The organism is Streptomyces sp. NPDC002790, from assembly GCF_040295505.1.
GTDB lineage: Bacteria > Actinomycetota > Actinomycetes > Streptomycetales > Streptomycetaceae > Streptomyces.
The window spans coordinates 16,298-31,870 of sequence record NZ_JBEOVM010000033.1 but is presented as its reverse complement, the minus strand read 5'-3'; the positions used below and the strand labels follow the sequence as shown (position 1 = coordinate 31,870).

The 15,573-nt window shown below is 71.3% G+C and carries 16 protein-coding genes; 8 read left to right on the top strand and 8 right to left on the bottom strand.

Annotation, left to right across the window (positions count from 1 at the left end; genetic code table 11):
- Window positions 1–13 precede the first annotated feature (13 nt).
- Window positions 14–343 carry a rhodanese-like domain-containing protein gene (locus ABT004_RS17460; RefSeq protein WP_266718725.1) on the top strand — a complete coding sequence of 110 codons (330 nt, stop codon included), beginning with the start codon at window positions 14–16 and terminating at the stop codon, window positions 341–343.
- Between the two features lie 85 nt (window positions 344–428).
- Here ABT004_RS17460 and ABT004_RS17455 read toward each other — a convergent pair whose 3' ends face one another.
- From ABT004_RS17455 to paaA, 6 genes are all read right to left on the bottom strand, one after another.
- The gene (locus ABT004_RS17455; RefSeq protein WP_351337289.1) at window positions 429–1,607 is read right to left on the bottom strand and encodes an acyl-CoA dehydrogenase family protein; all 1,179 of its coding nucleotides are present in this window, start codon (window positions 1,605–1,607) and stop codon (window positions 429–431) included.
- 157 nt (window positions 1,608–1,764) lie between these two features.
- The gene (paaE, locus tag ABT004_RS17450; protein WP_351337286.1) at window positions 1,765–2,895 is read right to left on the bottom strand and encodes a 1,2-phenylacetyl-CoA epoxidase subunit PaaE; all 1,131 of its coding nucleotides are present in this window, start codon (window positions 2,893–2,895) and stop codon (window positions 1,765–1,767) included.
- Window positions 2,895–3,473 (bottom strand): 1,2-phenylacetyl-CoA epoxidase subunit PaaD, encoded by a 579-nt coding sequence (paaD, locus tag ABT004_RS17445; protein ID WP_351337284.1) that lies wholly within the window; start codon window positions 3,471–3,473, stop codon window positions 2,895–2,897. The genes paaE and paaD overlap by 1 nt, the downstream gene beginning before the upstream one ends.
- Window positions 3,467–4,234, bottom strand: a complete 768-nt coding sequence (gene paaC, locus ABT004_RS17440) for a 1,2-phenylacetyl-CoA epoxidase subunit PaaC (RefSeq protein ID WP_451187790.1) — start codon at window positions 4,232–4,234, stop codon at window positions 3,467–3,469. Before paaC ends, paaD begins: the two co-directional genes overlap by 7 nt.
- Complete coding sequence (gene paaB / locus ABT004_RS17435; RefSeq protein ID WP_351337281.1) at window positions 4,231–4,584, bottom strand: 1,2-phenylacetyl-CoA epoxidase subunit PaaB; 354 nt, start codon at window positions 4,582–4,584, stop codon at window positions 4,231–4,233. The genes paaC and paaB overlap by 4 nt, the downstream gene beginning before the upstream one ends.
- Window positions 4,581–5,603, bottom strand: coding sequence for a 1,2-phenylacetyl-CoA epoxidase subunit PaaA (gene paaA, locus ABT004_RS17430; protein ID WP_351337278.1), 1,023 nt, complete (start codon window positions 5,601–5,603; stop codon window positions 4,581–4,583). The genes paaB and paaA overlap by 4 nt, the downstream gene beginning before the upstream one ends.
- Before the next feature lie 235 nt (window positions 5,604–5,838).
- On the opposite strand from paaA, the gene ABT004_RS17425 reads away from it, so the two are divergent.
- From ABT004_RS17425 to ABT004_RS17415, 3 genes are read left to right on the top strand one after another with little or no spacing between them, the layout of a single operon-like run.
- On the top strand, window positions 5,839–6,696 hold the full coding sequence (locus ABT004_RS17425; protein ID WP_351337275.1) for a DUF5819 family protein: 858 nt from the start codon (window positions 5,839–5,841) through the stop codon (window positions 6,694–6,696).
- Window positions 6,693–7,934 carry an HTTM domain-containing protein gene (locus ABT004_RS17420; protein ID WP_451187796.1) on the top strand — a complete coding sequence of 414 codons (1,242 nt, stop codon included), beginning with the start codon at window positions 6,693–6,695 and terminating at the stop codon, window positions 7,932–7,934. The genes ABT004_RS17425 and ABT004_RS17420 overlap by 4 nt, the downstream gene beginning before the upstream one ends.
- 46 nt (window positions 7,935–7,980) lie before the next feature.
- On the top strand, window positions 7,981–8,778 hold the full coding sequence (locus ABT004_RS17415; protein ID WP_351337364.1) for a TrmH family RNA methyltransferase: 798 nt from the start codon (window positions 7,981–7,983) through the stop codon (window positions 8,776–8,778).
- Here the strand turns inward: ABT004_RS17415 and paaN are convergent.
- Window positions 8,775–10,487 carry a phenylacetic acid degradation protein PaaN gene (paaN, locus tag ABT004_RS17410; protein ID WP_351337272.1) on the bottom strand — a complete coding sequence of 571 codons (1,713 nt, stop codon included), beginning with the start codon at window positions 10,485–10,487 and terminating at the stop codon, window positions 8,775–8,777. The genes ABT004_RS17415 and paaN overlap by 4 nt on opposite strands.
- A gap of 215 nt (window positions 10,488–10,702) precedes the next feature.
- Here paaN and ABT004_RS17405 point away from each other — a divergent pair, with 215 nt between their 5' ends.
- On the top strand, window positions 10,703–11,311 hold the full coding sequence (locus ABT004_RS17405) for a TetR/AcrR family transcriptional regulator (RefSeq protein WP_351337269.1): 609 nt from the start codon (window positions 10,703–10,705) through the stop codon (window positions 11,309–11,311).
- A gap of 24 nt (window positions 11,312–11,335) precedes the next feature.
- Here the strand turns inward: ABT004_RS17405 and ABT004_RS17400 are convergent, their stop codons facing one another.
- Window positions 11,336–11,845, bottom strand: coding sequence for an Lrp/AsnC family transcriptional regulator (locus ABT004_RS17400; protein ID WP_351337266.1), 510 nt, complete (start codon window positions 11,843–11,845; stop codon window positions 11,336–11,338).
- A 172-nt stretch (window positions 11,846–12,017) separates the two neighbouring features.
- Between ABT004_RS17400 and pdhA the strand changes: the two genes are divergently transcribed.
- From pdhA to ABT004_RS17385, 3 genes are read left to right on the top strand one after another with little or no spacing between them, the layout of a single operon-like run.
- Window positions 12,018–13,157, top strand: coding sequence for a pyruvate dehydrogenase (acetyl-transferring) E1 component subunit alpha (gene pdhA / locus ABT004_RS17395; RefSeq protein WP_351337265.1), 1,140 nt, complete (start codon window positions 12,018–12,020; stop codon window positions 13,155–13,157).
- Window positions 13,154–14,164, top strand: coding sequence for an alpha-ketoacid dehydrogenase subunit beta (locus ABT004_RS17390; protein ID WP_351337262.1), 1,011 nt, complete (start codon window positions 13,154–13,156; stop codon window positions 14,162–14,164). Before pdhA ends, ABT004_RS17390 begins: the two co-directional genes overlap by 4 nt.
- A 14-nt stretch (window positions 14,165–14,178) precedes the next feature.
- The gene (locus ABT004_RS17385) at window positions 14,179–15,531 is read left to right on the top strand and encodes a dihydrolipoamide acetyltransferase family protein (RefSeq protein WP_351337259.1); all 1,353 of its coding nucleotides are present in this window, start codon (window positions 14,179–14,181) and stop codon (window positions 15,529–15,531) included.
- Window positions 15,532–15,573 lie beyond the last annotated feature (42 nt).

Here is a 15,573-nt window from a genome sequence, read left to right as displayed (position 1 = left end):
TTTCGGTTCTGGTGTGCCCACGGTCGCTGTCGACGAGCTCAAGGAAGAGGACTTCCTCCTCGACGTCCGTGAGGACGACGAGTGGCAGGCGGGTCACGCGGCGGGTGCGCTGCACATTCCGATGAGCGAATTCGTCGCCCGCTACGGCGAGTTGACCGAGGCGGCGCCGCAGGACGGCCGCGTCAACGTGATCTGCCGCTCCGGCGGGCGCTCCGCCCAGGTGACGATGTACCTGGCTCAGCAGGGCGTCGACGCGGTGAACGTCGACGGGGGCATGCAGGCCTGGGAGGCGGCCGGCCGCGCCGTCGTGGACGACAACGGGCAGCCGGGCGCCGTGGCCTGAGGCCTTTCTCTCCGGATCTCTCCGGATCTCTCCGGATCTCTCCGGATCTCTTCGGACGGGCCTGCTTCTCTTCGGACGGGCCCGCTCAGCCGAGGGGGTGCGCCGCCAGTAGGTCGCCGAGTGCCTCCTCGTGGGCGGCGGCCGGGCCGAGCGAGAGCTCCAGGTGCTTCGCCCACGCGTGATAGCGGTGCAGCGGGTAGTCCGTGTCCGCGCCGAAGCCGCCGTGCAGGTGCTGTGCAGTCTGCACGACACGTCGCACGCCGTCGGACGCCCAGGTCTTGGCGACCGCCACGTCTCCCGCGACCGGTAGCGGGCCGCTCGCCTCGCTGCTGATGCGCCAGGCCGCCTGCCACAGGGTGGCTTCCATGGCGCGCAGGTCGATATAGCGGTCGGCGGCCTGCACGGCCACGGCCTGGAACGTGGCGATGGGGTAACCGAACTGCTCGCGCTTGCCCGCGTAGTCGCTGGTCATCTTCAGCACGCCTTCACCGAGGCCGAGCGCGAGCGCACAGGTGCCGGTGGCGAGCAGGTCGTGCAGGCGCGGCCAGGCCCTGGCGTCCTCGATGAGGTGCGGTGCCTCGACGCGCACGCCGTCCAGGCGCAGCTCGGCCTGCCGCTCGCCGGTCGTCGATATCTGCTCGGCGAGTGTGAGCCCCGGTACGTCGGCGAACGGTCCCGGGAGCACCGCCAGCACCGCTTCGCCCTCGCCGGTGTGGGCCGGGACGAGGATCCGGTCGGCGCCGAAGGCCCAGGGCACGGCCGTCTGCACGCCGTCGAGCACCCAGGTGCCCGGTCCGGCGTCCGGTCCGGCGTCCGGCCCCACGGCGGGCTCCTTGCGTGCGGTCACCGCCAGTTCGGCAGGGTCGTGCCCGGTGTGGCCCGCGGAGGCGACGGTCAGCACGAGTTCGCCGCGCGCGGCGCGGGGGAGGATCTCCTGCCGCAACTCCGCTCTGCCGCAGGCCTGTACGACCGTGGCGGCCGCGCTGTGTTCAAGGAGCGGGATCCGGGCGAGGACCTTGGCCGATTCGCGCAGCACCAGGCAGAGCGCGATGACGTCGAGTCCCGCTCCACCGAGTTCGGGGCCGATCAGCAGGCTGAGCAGATCGGCGTCGGCGGCCTTCGCCCACAGCGCCTGGTCGAAGTCCTCGGCGACCGCGCCCGAGGTGAGTGAGGGACTGGGCACGCTGTCCGGCGCGACCGGCCCGAACACCGCCTGCGCCGCCTCGACGGCCGCCTGTTGCTCCTCGGAGAAGGTGAAGTCCACTGGCCCTGCCTCCCGTTCCTGCCGGTCCTGCCGGTCCTGTCATTCCTACCGGTCCTGCCGTACCGCGTCCGTGATCTGACGGGGCGTCAAGATAGAACAGGTTCTACGAGAAGGGAACAGCGAACAGCAGGCCCTGCGCGTTCGGAGGCTCAGCGGCTCAGCGGTCGAAGTCGAGTTCCACCTTCTCCGTGGTCGGATGCGACTGGCAGGCCAGCACGTAACCCGCTTCGGTCTCCTCCGCCTCCAGCGCGAAGTTCCGGTCCATGCGGACCTCCCCCGAGACCAGGAAGGCGCGGCAGGTCCCGCACACGCCTCCCTTGCAGGCGTACGGCGCGTCCGGTCGGTTGCGCAGCACGGCCTCCAGGAGGGACTCGCCGTCCTGGACGGACCAGCTGCCCGAACGTCCGTCGAGCTGCGCGGTCACCGTGCTGTGCGCGGGCGCGAATGCCGGCGCCGGTGCGGCCTGCCGGTCCCGGGCCGGCCCCTCGTCGACGTGGAATATCTCCTCGTGGACGCGCTCGCGCCGTACGCAGAGTGTGCGCAGCGCCCGCTCGGCGCCCTGCACGAGCCCGTACGGTCCGCACAGGTACCAGCCCGCCACCCGCTCCACCGGCAGCAGTGCGGGCAGCAGCTCGGTGAGCCGCTCCTGGTCGAGCCGACCGGACGCCAGGCCCGCCTGCTGATCCTCCCGGGAGAGCACGGTGACCAGCTGGAACCGGTCCGGGTACCGATCCTTCAGGTCGGCGACCTCCTCCAGGAACATCGTCGACGCGGTGCTGCGGTCGCTGCGTATCAGGCAGAACCGCGCGTGCGGTGCCCGGTCCAGGAGGGTGCCGGCGATGGACAGGACCGGGGTGATGCCGCTGCCGCCGACCACCGCGACGTAGTGGCCGGTGGTGGCTGCGGGCGCGGAGCCGGTGTCGGCTGCGGTGGGGCTCGGGTCGAGGGTGAAGCGGCCGGCCGGGGTCATCGCCTCCAGCTCGTCACCGACGGCGATCTCCTTGTGTGCGTACGTGGAGAAGGCGCCGTCGTCGACCAGGCGCACGCCGACCCGGAGGCTGCTCGGTCCCTCGTCCGCCGGGGCGGTCGAGCAGATCGAGTACGTGCGCCGGATCTCCGCTCCGTCCACGGTGCGGCGCAGGGCGAGGTGCTGCCCCGGAGTGAAGCGGTACGCCTCGCGCAGCGGGGGCGGTACGGCGAGGGTCAGTGCCACGGAGTCGTCGGTGAGTCGGTCCACCGCCGCGACGCGGAGCCGGTGGAATCGGGCCCGTCCCCATTCGTGCGCCATCACAACTCCTTGAAGTGGTCGAAGGGTTCGCGGCAGGACAGGCAGCGGCGCAGCGCCTTGCAGGCGGTGGAGGAGAACCGGCTCAGCAGTTCGGTGTCCGTCGACCCGCAGTGCGGGCAGGCGATGGGCTCCGCGGTGGCCGGGGCGGCGGCGTGCCGGGTGGGGCCGAGGGAGAGCGTGACCGGGTCCGCCGGTGCGCGGGTGGTGCGCGGCGGCGCTATGCCGAACTCCCGCAGCTTGCGGCGGCCTTCAGGAGTGATGTCGTCCGTCGACCAGGCCGGGGTGAGTACCGGGCGGACGGTGACCTCGGGGATCCCGTGCTCGTGCAGCACCCGCTCGATGTCCGCCGACATCGTCTCGATCGCGGGACAGCCGGTGTACGTGGGACTCAGCTCGACCTCCACGCGGCCGGGCCCGTGCAGGTGCACAGCGCGCAGCACGCCCAGCTCCTCCAGGTTCAGGACGGGCAGCTCGGGGTCGGGCACGGAACCGGCCAACCCGCGCAGTTCGGCTTCGAGCGGGGTCTCCTGCTGGTCCCCGGCTCGCGGGCCCTGGTAGGTGTGCGCCGTGGTCACCATGACGCCCCCGGGTGGCTGCGGTGCAGATGCTGCATCTCGGCGAGCATCCTGCCGAAGGACTCGGTGTGCACGCCCTGCCGGCCGGCCCCGGCGCTCCAGGCGCCGAGCTGCGGGCCCTCGGGCACGGTCAGCGTCGCCTCCCGCAGCGTGCCGGCGATGGTCGAGGTCCAACTGGCCTGCAATATCTGCGGGTTGAACCCCAGGCCGGGAACCGGCTGGAACAGCTCGCCGGTGTACCGCCACAACGCGTCGACCGCGTGCTGCGTCCGTGTGTGGCTCTCCTCCGTGCCGTCCCCGAGGCGCAGCGTCCACTGCCGGGCGTGGTCCTGGTGGTAGGCGACCTCCTTGACCGCCTTGGCGGCCAGTGGAGCGAACTCGGAGTCTGTCTCGGCCAGTTGGGCGTACAGGAGCTGCTGGTAGGTCGAGAAGTAGAGCTGCCGGATGATGGTGTGGGCGAAGTCCCCGTTCGGCTGCTCGACCAGTTGCGCGTTGCGGAAGGCGCGCTCCTCGCGCAGGTACGCCAGCTCGTCCTCGTCGCCCACCAGGCTCAGTAGGACGCGGGCCTGGCCGAGCAGGTCGAGCGCGATGTTCGCGAGGGCCAGCTCCTCTTCGAGGACCGGTGCGTGGCCCGCCCACTCCCCCAGACGGTGCGAGAGCACCAGAGCGTCGTCACCGAGGGCCACGGCGGCGGATGCGGTGTCGGCCGTGCCGTGCGTGCGGGGCCGCGTCGTATCAGGCTGCGTCGTCCCAGGGCGCGTCACAGGTGCTTCACCCCTTCCGGGATCTCGTAGAACGTCGGGTGCCGGTAGGGCTTGTCGGCGGCGGGCTCGAAGAACGGGTCCTTCTCGTCCGGCGAGGAGGCGGTGATCGCCGCGGACGGCACGACCCACAGGGAGACGCCCTCGCCGCGACGGGTGTAGAGGTCGCGCGCGTTGCGCAGTGCCAGCTCCGCGTCCGGGGCGTGCAGGCTGCCGGCGTGCGTGTGGGAGAGGCCGCGGCGGGAGCGCACGAAGACCTCCCACAGGGGCCAGTCCGCGGTGCCGGAGGAATCGGCGCCGGGGGAGCCGGTGCCGGTACCGGTATCGGAGGCGCTGCTCGGGGTGTCGCTCATGCCGCCCTGCCTTCTCGCGTCGCCCCGGAAGCCGCCGGGGAGTGCTTGGCCGCGTGGGCCGCGGCGGCCTCGCGCACCCACGCGCCCTCGTCGTGGGCACGCTTGCGCTGGGTGATGCGCTGTTCGTTGCACGGCCCGTCGCCCTTGAGGACTGCCTTGAACTCCGACCAGTCGATGGCGCCGAAATCGTGCTGCCCCCGCTCCTCGTTCCACCTCAGCTCCGGGTCGGGGAGTGTGAGTCCGAGGGACTCGGCCTGGGGGACACAGATGTCCACGAAGCGCTGGCGCAGCTCGTCGTTCGAGTGCCGCTTGATCTTCCACTCCATGGACTGCGCGGAGTGCGCGGACTCGTCGTCGGGCGGCCCGAACATCATCAGGGACGGCCACCACCAGCGGTCCACGGCGTCCTGGGCCATCGCGTGCTGGGCCTCGGTGCCGCGGCTGAGCGCGAGCAGCAGCTCGTATCCCTGGCGCTGGTGGAAGGACTCCTCCTTGCAGACCCGCACCATCGCCCGCGCGTAAGGACCGTAAGAGCAGCGGCACAGCGGCACCTGGTTGGTGATCGCCGCGCCGTCCACGAGCCAGCCGATCGCTCCGACGTCGGCCCAGGTCAGCGTCGGGTAATTGAAGATCGAGGAGTATTTCTGGCGACCGCTGTGCAGCTTGTCGAGCAGCTCGTCGCGGCCCGTGCCGAGCGTTTCCGCCGCGCTGTAGAGGTAGAGGCCGTGCCCCGCCTCGTCCTGGACCTTCGCCATCAGGATCGCCTTGCGGCGCAGCGAGGGGGCGCGCGTGATCCAGTTCGCCTCCGGCTGCATGCCGATGATCTCGGAGTGGGCGTGCTGGGCGATCTGGCGCACGAGCGTCGCACGGTAGGCGTCGGGCATCCAGTCGCGGGGCTCGATGCGCTCGTCCGCTGCCACCGCCGCGTCGAACACGGCCTGGAACGCGGCGTCGGCCGACTCGGCGGCGCCGTCCGCCCCTGCTTCGGCTGTGCGGTGCTGCGGGGTTGCTGTCGCCATGCCCGGTCCCCCTCGACCTTGGTTGCCCGACCTCGGACCGGGGGCCTCACCAGCTCCCGACCGATCGTTCGGTTCGTCGGATTCAATGGTGGGTCTCGGCGCCGTAAGGTGTCAACCCTGTGCGGGCGGCCTGTGGATAACCTCGGACGACTGTGCCGTGCGGGCGCTCCCCAGTACGGTTCGCTCGGCGGATGGGTCGGGGACCGCCAGACCGGATCGGGATCGGGGAGCACCGATGGAGACAGAAGCAGGCGCCGCGGACGAGGGCGCCCGGCTCACGACGGAGCCATCGGCTCCGCCGGGACCCCGCCTGCCCGAGCCGTCGGGACCCTCGTCACCGGGATCGTCAGAGCCGTCAGAGCCGTCAGGACCGGAGTCGGGCGAGGGGCGGTCCGAGGTGCCCGAGCGACGTGGGATCGCGGCGCTCTCCCCCGGTTATCAGCTGACCGCCGTTCTCGCGCTCATCGGTGTCGCGCTCTTCACCTGCGTCCACATCCTGATGGTGTTCCTGCACGTCGCGCCGTCGAACACGATCAGCAAGCAGCACGGTGCGCTCGTCGGCGCGTGGGTCTACCCGGAGTTCGAGCAGAACTGGAAGCTGTTCGCGCCCAACCCGCTGCAGCAGAACATCGCGGTGCAGGCCCGCGCCGAGCTGCGCACGACCGACGGCGAGCTGCGCGCGACCCGCTGGTACGGCCTGTCCGCGCAGGACGGCGCCGCCATCGACGGGAACCTGCTGCCCAGCCACACCCAGCAGAACGAGCTGCGCCGCGCCTGGGACGTCTACACGGGCACCCACGACGCGCAGAACCGGCCGAATGGTCTGCGCGGCACCCTGTCCGAGCAGTACCTCCGCCGCATCCTCGTGCTGCGCCTCGACCGGCTCGGGGCCGCGGGCAAGGGCGAGCAGATCGAGCGCGTGCAGATCCGCTCGATGACGACCGCGGTCGAGTCCCCGAAGTGGAGTGACGAGAAGGTGGACCAGAAACCGGCGTACCGGGTGGTGCCGTGGTGGACGGTCACCTCGAGCGACGCACCGCTCGACAGCGGCACGCGCGTGCGCCTGCAGGCCCCGGCGGGTGGTGACCGATGAGCGACACGCGCCCCATGAGCGACATGCGCCCCATGGACAGCACGGGTCCCATGAGCCGAGCGCAGCAGCGGCTGAGCGACGGTCTCCAGAAGATCACCGGGGCCGCGCTCGGCCCCTATCAGAGCGCCGTGATCCGCATCGGGTTCTCCGCGACCTGGCTGCTCTTCCTGCTGCGCGAGTTCCCGCACCGGCAGGAGATGTACGGCCCCGACGGGCCGTGGAGCTGGGGCATGGCGCAACAGCTCACCGAGGACAACCACGCGTTCACCGCGCTCATGTGGTCCGACGGGCAGGCCTGGTTCGAACTGGTCTACATAGTGGCCGTGGTGTCGTCAGCGCTCCTGATGGTGGGCTGGCGCACCCGCACCATGTCGGTCATCTTCATGATCGGTGTGCTGTCCCTGCAGAACCGCAGCGTCTTCATGGGGGACGGCGGCGACAACGTCATCCACCTCATGTCGATCTACCTCGTCTTCACGCGGTGCGGGCAGGTCTGGTCGCTGGACGCCCGCCGGGCGCGTCGCGGGGCCGAGGACCGGTTCGGCATCGTGCTGTGGTGGGTCATGGGGCTGCTGCTCGCCGCGATGACGTTCACCGGGAAGGTCGGCGGCGGCTGGCTGCTGTTCTTCTGGGGAATGTGGGCGGCCCAAGCGGTGTGGTGGTCCGTGAACCGCCGTGATCCGCAGGGCGATTCCCGACTCCTGTGCGACGTCGTCACCAACCTCATGCACAACGCCGGGCTGCTCGTGGTGATGGTCGAGGCGTGTCTGATCTACGCGACGGCGGGCTGGTACAAGATCCAGGGCAGCCGATGGCAGGACGGCACCGCGGTCTACTACCCGCTCCACCTGGACTACTTCTCGCCGTGGCCCGCCCTGGGCGACCTGCTGACCACGTATGGCCCGATGGTGCTGCTCGTGACCTACGGGACCGTGGTCGTCCAGGTCGCCTTTCCGTTCACCGTCTTCAACCGGCGCCTCAAGAATGTCCTGTTGGTGTTCATGATGCTGGAGCACGCGGTCATCGCCGTCGTGCTCGGGCTGCCGTTCTTCTCGCTCGCGATGATCGCCGCGGACGCGGTGTTCCTGCCGACGTCCTTCTTGGTGCGCGTCGGCGGCTGGGCGGCACGCACGCGTGGTCGCGTTTTCTCCTCTACGAAGGCGGAGGTCGAGCCCGACCGTCTCGCGGAGGCCGACGGCGAACCGGTGCCGGCGGAGCAGGCGGCCGTGCGCACGTAGGCTTCCTGCCGTGAACGGGACGAGTACGGCGGACGGCGCGGGCGGCATGCGGGACGAGCGGCCGGAGCGCCCACAGAGCGCGGGGAACGGGGCCGCCGAGGACGCCGTGCGTGCCTGGCGGCGGCTCGCGGACTCCGCGGTGCTGCTCGATGGATTCCACGCCCTCAAGCACGCCGTACGCTTCGGCGCCGACGTCCCGGTGGCGCTCGCCGTCGACCCGGCCGGTGCGCTCGCCCTGGCCGACGAGCTCGCCCCCGATGTCGCGGGGGACCTGGAGCGGCTCCTCGTGGAGGTTCCGGAGGAGGTGCTGCGTGGGCTCGTACCGCGGCTGCACCCCACCGGAGTCGCCGCGCTCGCCGGGCGCCCCGCGCGGGCCGACAACCTCGCCGCGCTTGGGCGGCCAGCACGCACCAGCCCCGTCGTCGTGCTCGACAACCCGCGCAACCTCGGCAACGCGGGCGCCGTGATCCGTCTCGCCGCCGGCTACGGCGCCACCGGTGTCGTCACCACGGGTGACCTCGACCCCTGGCACCCCACTGTCGTACGGGGCGGGGCAGGGCTGCACTTCGCGACCGCCGTCGAGCGGCTCGACGTCGACGAACTGCCGAGCGGGCCGCTGTACGCGCTCGACCCCGAGGGCGCGGACATCCGCGGCCTGAAGCTGCCCGACGACGCCCTGCTGGCCTTCGGGTCCGAGCGCAGCGGCCTCTCCGCCGAACTACGCGCGCGTGCCGACCAGTTGGTGTCGCTGCCGATGCGGCCGCAGGTATCCAGCTACAACCTGGCCACCAGCGTCGGCATGACGCTCTTCCACTGGAGCGCACACAGCACCCAGGCCCCCTAGGCGGCCGCGCGCCGTACCTCCACCACCCGGAAGCGGTTCGCCACGAAGGCGCCGTCGCACAGGGCCGCGTTCGCTGCGGGGTTGCCGCCCGAGCCGTGGAAGTCGGAGAACGCCGCCGTCTGGTTCACGTACACCCCGCCCGTCAGGTTGAGCGAGAGCTGCGCGCACTCCTCCAGACAGACGTCCTCGACGGCGCGGGCCACCTCTTTGGAGGTGGTGTAAGCGCCGACCGTCATGGCGCCCTTCTCGCGCACCGTGTGGCGCAGGAGGTCCACCGCGTCACCGGTCGAGTCGACGGAGACCGCGAAGGAGACCGGGCCGAAGCACTCGCTCATGTAGGCGCCTTCCGCGTCCGCCCCGTCCCAGTATTTCCGCGCTCCGTCCAGCTTCACGATCACCGGCGTACGGACCACGGCGTCGGGGAAGTCCGGGTTGCTGATCTCCCGTGATGGCAGGGCGACTTCGCCGATGCCGGGGGCGGCGTCGAGCCGGGCCTTCACGTCCGGGTTGACCAGCGCGCCCAGCAGTCCGTTCGCCCGGGCGTCGTCGCCGAGCAGGCCACCGACCGACTTCGCGAGGTCGGCCACCACCTCGTCGTACGCCTTCGGGCCCTCGTCCGTGGTGATGCCCGCGCGCGGCACCAGGAGGTTCTGCGGCGTGGTGCACATCTGGCCGCTGTACAGGGACAGCGAGAACGCCAGGTTCGCCAGCATGCCCTTGTAGTCGTCGGTCGAGTCGATCACGACCGTGTTGACGCCTGCCTTCTCCGTGTAGACCTGAGCCTGCCGGGCGTTCGTCTCCAGCCAGTCACCGAAGGCCGTGGACCCCGTGTAGTCGATGATCTTGATTTCGGGGCGTACGGCCAGGGCCTTGGCGATGCCCTCTCCGGGCCGCTCGGCAGCGAGCGCCACCAGGTTCGGGTCGAAGCCCGCCTCGGAGAGGACCTCGCGGGCCACCTGCACGGTGAGCGCGAGGGGCAGCACCGCGCGCGGGTGCGGCTTCACCAGGACCGGGTTGCCGGTGGCCAGGGAGGCGAACAGGCCCGGATACCCGTTCCACGTAGGGAACGTGTTGCAGCCGACCAGCAGGGAGACGCCGCGCGCCACCGGGGTGAACTCCTTGGCCAGGACCAGGGGATCGCGCTTGCCCTGGGGCTTGGACCACTCCGCGGTGTCCGGGGTCCGCACCTGCTCCGCGTACGCGTACGCCACCGCCTCCAGGCCGCGGTCCTGCGCGTGCGGTCCGCCAGCCTGGAACGCCATCATGAAGGCCTGGCCGCTGGTGTGCATGACCGCGTGCGCGAACTCGTGCGTCCGCGCGCTGATCCGGGCCAGGATCTCCAGACATGTCACCGCGCGCACCTCGGCGCCCGCCTCGCGCCACGCGCGCATGCCCGCGCGCATGGCCGGAAGCAGCACGTCGATGTCGGCGTGCGGGTACGTCACGCCCAACTCGATCCCGTACGGCGACACTTCACCGCCCACGAATTCGTCCGTGCCGGGCTGTCCGAGGTCGAGTCGGGTGCCGAGCAGGGCGTCGAAGGCGGCCTTGCCCTCGGGCATGCTCAGGCTCCCGTTCTCCCCATACGCCTTGGGGTGCTCCGGGTGCGGGGACCAGTACGCGCGCGTACGGATCGTCACCAGCGTCTGGTCGAGCGTCGGCCGGTGCTTGGCGATCAGGTCGTGCGCGGTGAGTTCGGCGGCGGCCATGGGGGACCAACTCCTCCTGGGCTGGGCAGGGGCGAGCCAACAGAGTTAGAGTAACCGAACGATCGGTCGGGACAAGGGGGTGCGGAAAAGCTGTGGAAAACCGTCCGGATACGCACCCGATGAGCCCCCGAGCCCCGGGGCTGCGCCGCGTACGGGAGGATCACGTGCATGACAGCACTTGACCGTCTCGTCGAGAAGAAGCGAGAGGGCTCCGCATGACCACCGCACGACGGGACACGGGTGCGCGCCGCGACACCTACACGCCCGACAGCCTGCTCGCGGTCGCGGTCACCGTCTTCAACGAGCGCGGCTACGACGGCACATCCATGGAGCACCTGTCCAAGGCGGCCGGCATCTCCAAGTCGTCGATCTACCACCATGTGACGGGCAAGGAGGAGCTGCTGCGCCGCGCCGTGAGCCGCGCGCTCGACGGCCTCTTCGCGATCCTCGACGAGCAACCCGCGCGCGCGGGGCACGCGATCGAGCGCCTGGAGTACGTCACACGGCGCATGGTCGAGGTGCTCACCGGTGAACTGCCCTACGTGACCCTTCTGTTGAGGGTGCGTGGCAACACCGACACCGAGCGGTGGGCCATGGAGCGGCGCAGGGAGTTCGACCACCAGGTCGCCCAGCTGCTCAGGGCGGCCGCGGCCGACGGGGAGGTACGCGGTGACATCGAGGTGCGGCTCGCCACGCGGCTCGTCTTCGGGATGATCAACTCGCTGGTGGAGTGGTACCGGCCGGACGGCGGCGGGCTCGGCGACCGTGAAGTGGCGGACGCCGTGGTCGAGCTGGTCTTCCAGGGGCTGCGCAAGGCCGGCTGACCCCCTGAGAGTCCTCGGGAGCCCTCAGGAGTCGGGCGCGCTCCCTTCGAGGTCTTCCTCGTCGAAGACCAGCAGCGTGCGCGTGCTCAGCACCTCGGGGATTGACTGGAGCTTGGTGAGGACCAGGTCGCGCAGGGCCCTGTTGTCCTGCGTGTGCACCAGGATCAGGACGTCGAAATCGCCGCTGACCAGTGCGATGTGCGAGGCCTCCGGCAGCCGGCGCAGCTGCTCCCGCACGGTCCGCCAGGTGTTCTGGACGATCTTGAGCGTGATGTAGGCGGAGGCGCCCTGCCCGGCCCGCTCGTGGTTGACGCGGGCGCCGAAACCGCGGATCACGCGGTCCTCGATGAGGCGGTTGATCCGCGCGTAGGCGTTCGCCCGGGACACATGGACCTGCTCGGCGACGGAGCGTATCGACGCCCGCCCGTCCTTCAGCAGCAGCTGCAGGATGTCCCGGTCGATCGCGTCCAGCGGGCGGGCCGCGGGGTCCTGGACCGGGCTCCCGGAGCCGTCGGCCATTTGTTCAGATGCCATCCGCCCCCGCCTCCTTACCATGGACGTACTGCATTCATCTCAGGCTGTGGAGAACCGATTGTCCACAGCCTGGAGGTGCCTGTAGCCAAAATGTGCCGTCGACCGAACAATCGGTAGGTGAGGCGCATCACACGACGCGCCGTCCGAGCCGCTCCCCCGAGGAGGTGCCGTCATGACGGTCATGGACCAGCGGGACACGCGCGGCAGGCCTGTGCCGCCGCCCGCCTGGCAGCCCCGCACGGACCCCGCGCCGCTGCTGCCCGACGCCGAGCCCCACCGGGTCCTGGGCACCGACGCCGCCGCCCGCGTCGACCCCGAGCTGCTGCGCCGCCTGTACACGGAGGTGGTGCGCGGCCGCAGGTACAACGTGCAGGCGACCGCGCTGACCAAGCAGGGCCGCCTCGCCGTGTACCCCTCGACGGTCGGCCAGGAGGCCGCCGAGGTCGCCGCGGCGCTGGTCCTCGAGGAGCGGGACTGGCTCTTTCCCAGCTACCGCGACACCCTCGCCGCCGTCGCCCGCGGCCTCGACCCCGTACAGGCCCTGACCCTGTTGCGGGGCGACTGGCACACCGGATACGACCCGCGCGAGCACCACATCGCGCCGCTCTGCACCCCGCTCGCGACGCAGCTCCCGCACGCCGTGGGCCTCGCACATGCCGCGCAACTCAAGGGCGACGATGTGGTGGCGCTCGCCATGGTCGGCGACGGCGGCACCAGTGAGGGCGACTTCCACGAGGCGCTGAACTTCGCCGCCGTGTGGCAGGCGCCGGTCGTCTTCCTCGTGCAGAACAACGGGTTCGCCATCTCCGTGCCGCTGGCCAAGCAGACCGCGGCGCCGTCCCTGGCCCACAAGGCCGTCGGGTACGGGATGCCGGGCCGCCTGGTCGACGGGAACGACGCGGCGGCTCTGCACGAGGTGCTGACCGACGCCGTCACCCGCGCGCGTGAGGGCGGTGGTCCGACGCTGGTCGAGGCCGTCACGTACCGGATGGACGCGCACACGAACGCCGACGACGCGACCCGCTACCGCAGCGACGCCGAGGTCGAGATGTGGCGCGCGCACGACCCGATCCTGCTCCTGGAGCGGGAGTTGACCGGCCGCGGCCTCATCGACGAGGCCGGTGTCCAGGCCGTGCGCGACGGCGCGGAGGAACAGGCGGCCGAGCTGCGCGCGCGGATGAACCAGGACCCCGCCCTCGACCCGATGGACCTGTTCGGTGACGTGTACGCCGAGCAGACCCCCCAACTGAGTGAGCAGGCGGCGCTGTTGCGGGCCGAGCTGGACGCCGAGGCGGAAGGGGAGCAGGCATGACCACTGTGGCCAGGCCGCCCAGAACCAAGCCCGCCACCATGGCGCAGGCCCTCGGGCGCGCGCTGCGCGACTCCATGGCCGAGGACCCGGCCGTGCACGTCATGGGCGAGGACGTGGGCACCCTGGGCGGCGTCTTCCGGATCACCGACGGGCTCGCGAAGGAGTTCGGCGAGGACCGCTGCACGGACACGCCGCTCGCCGAGGCGGGCATCCTCGGCGCCGCCGTGGGCATGGCGATGTACGGCTTGCGCCCGGTCGTGGAGATGCAGTTCGACGCGTTCGCGTACCCCGCCTTCGAGCAACTGATCTCGCACGTCGCGCGGATGCGCAACCGGACGCGCGGCGCCATGCCGCTGCCCATCACCGTGCGGGTGCCGTACGGCGGCGGGATCGGCGGTGTGGAGCACCACAGTGACTCCTCCGAGGCGTACTACATGGCGACGCCGGGCCTGACCGTCGTCACGCCGGCCACGGTCGCGGACGCGTACGGGCTGCTGCGGCAGTCCATCGCCTCCGACGACCCGGTCGTCTTCCTGGAACCCAAGCGCCTTTATTGGGCGAGGGATTCGTGGAACCCCGAGGCGCCGGAAGACGTTCTTCCGATAGGTACGGCAGTGGTTCGCCGCCCCGGCACCAGTGCCACGCTGATCACGTACGGCCCGTCCGTCCCCGTCTGTCTGGAGGCGGCCGAGGCGGCTCGAGGGGAGGGGTGGGATCTTGAAGTGGTCGACCTGCGCTCGCTGGTCCCGTTCGACGACGCGACGGTCACCGAGTCCGTCCGGCGCACGGGACGCGCGATCGTCGTGCACGAGTCGGGCGGCTTCGGCGGGCCCGGCGGGGAGATCGCCGCGCGCGTGACCGAGCGTTGCTTCCACCATTTGGAGGCGCCGGTGCTGCGGGTGGCCGGTTTCGACATTCCGTATCCGCCGCCCATGCTGGAGCGGCACCATCTGCCCGGAGTGGACCGGGTACTGGACGCGGTGGCCCGGCTGCAATGGGATCAGTGAGGGAGGGTGGGGTAATGGCGCAGGTGCTCGAGTTCAAGCTGCCCGACCTCGGGGAGGGACTCACCGAGGCGGAGATCGTGCAGTGGCTGGTGGGAGTCGGTGACGTCGTCGCCGTCGACCAGCCCGTCGTCGAGGTGGAGACCGCCAAGGCGATGATCGAGGTGCCGTGCCCGTACGGCGGCGTGGTCACGGCCCGCTTCGGCGACGAGGGCAGCGAACTGCCGGTCGGGGCGCCGTTGTTGATGGTGGCGGTGGGCGCGCGGTCGTCTTCGGACGTGCCGCTTTCGGACGTCCCCGCGTCGGCCCCGGCCGCTGCCGCCGAGGAGCCCACGAAGACGGAGAAGGCCGAGGGCTCGGGGAACGTGCTGGTGGGGTACGGGACCGCCACCGCGCCGACCCGGCGCAGGCGGGTGCGGCCCGCGCCGCTGGACAGCGTGCCCGTCGCACCGTCACCGGAGAGTGCTCCGAGGGCCCAGGGGCCGGTCCCGGTGATCTCCCCGCTCGTCCGCAAGCTCGCCCGTGAGCGCGGCGTGGACCTCAGAGAGCTGACCGGATCCGGCCCAGACGGGCTCATCCTCAGGGGAGACGTGGAAAACGCGGCGAGCGCGGCGACCGCCGCCGCCGAGGCGACCGCCGCGCCTGGGCGCACCCCCGCCCCCACCCCCGCCGCTCCCCGGCAGGAGCACCGCACCCCTCTGCGCGGCATTCGTGGGGCCGTGGCGGACAAGATGTCCCGCAGTCGGCGCGAGATACCCGACGCGACCTGCTGGGTGGACGCCGACGCCACGGAACTCATGCACGCACGCGTGGCGATGAATTACGCAGGCGGGCCGAAGATCTCCGTGCTCGCGCTCCTGGCCCGCATCTGCACCGCGGCCCTGGCCCGCTACCCGGAGCTGAACGCCAAGGTCGACACCGAGCGACGCGAGCTCGTCCGGCTCGACGAGGTGCACCTCGGGTTCGCCGCGCAGACCGACCGCGGCCTGGTCGTGCCCGTCGTACGGGACGCCCACGCGCGCGGAGCCGAATCACTGAGCGCCGAGTTCGCCCGGCTCACCGACGCGGCACGGGCCGGGAAGCTGTCGCCCGCGGAACTCACCGGCGGCACCTTCACGTTGAACAACTACGGGGTGTTCGGTGTCGACGGCTCCACGCCGATCATCAACCACCCCGAGGCGGCCATGCTCGGCGTCGGCCGAATAGCCGCCAAGCCCTGGGTGCACGAAGGGGAGTTGGCGGTCCGCCAGGTCGTCCAGCTCTCGCTCACCTTCGACCACCGGGTGTGCGACGGCGGCACGGCGGGCGGCTTCCTGCGGTACGTCGCGGACTGCGTGGAACAACCGGCGGTGCTGCTGCGCACCCTGTGACCGGGCGGCCCGGTGGGCCAGATGGCAAGGATCGCCCGCCCG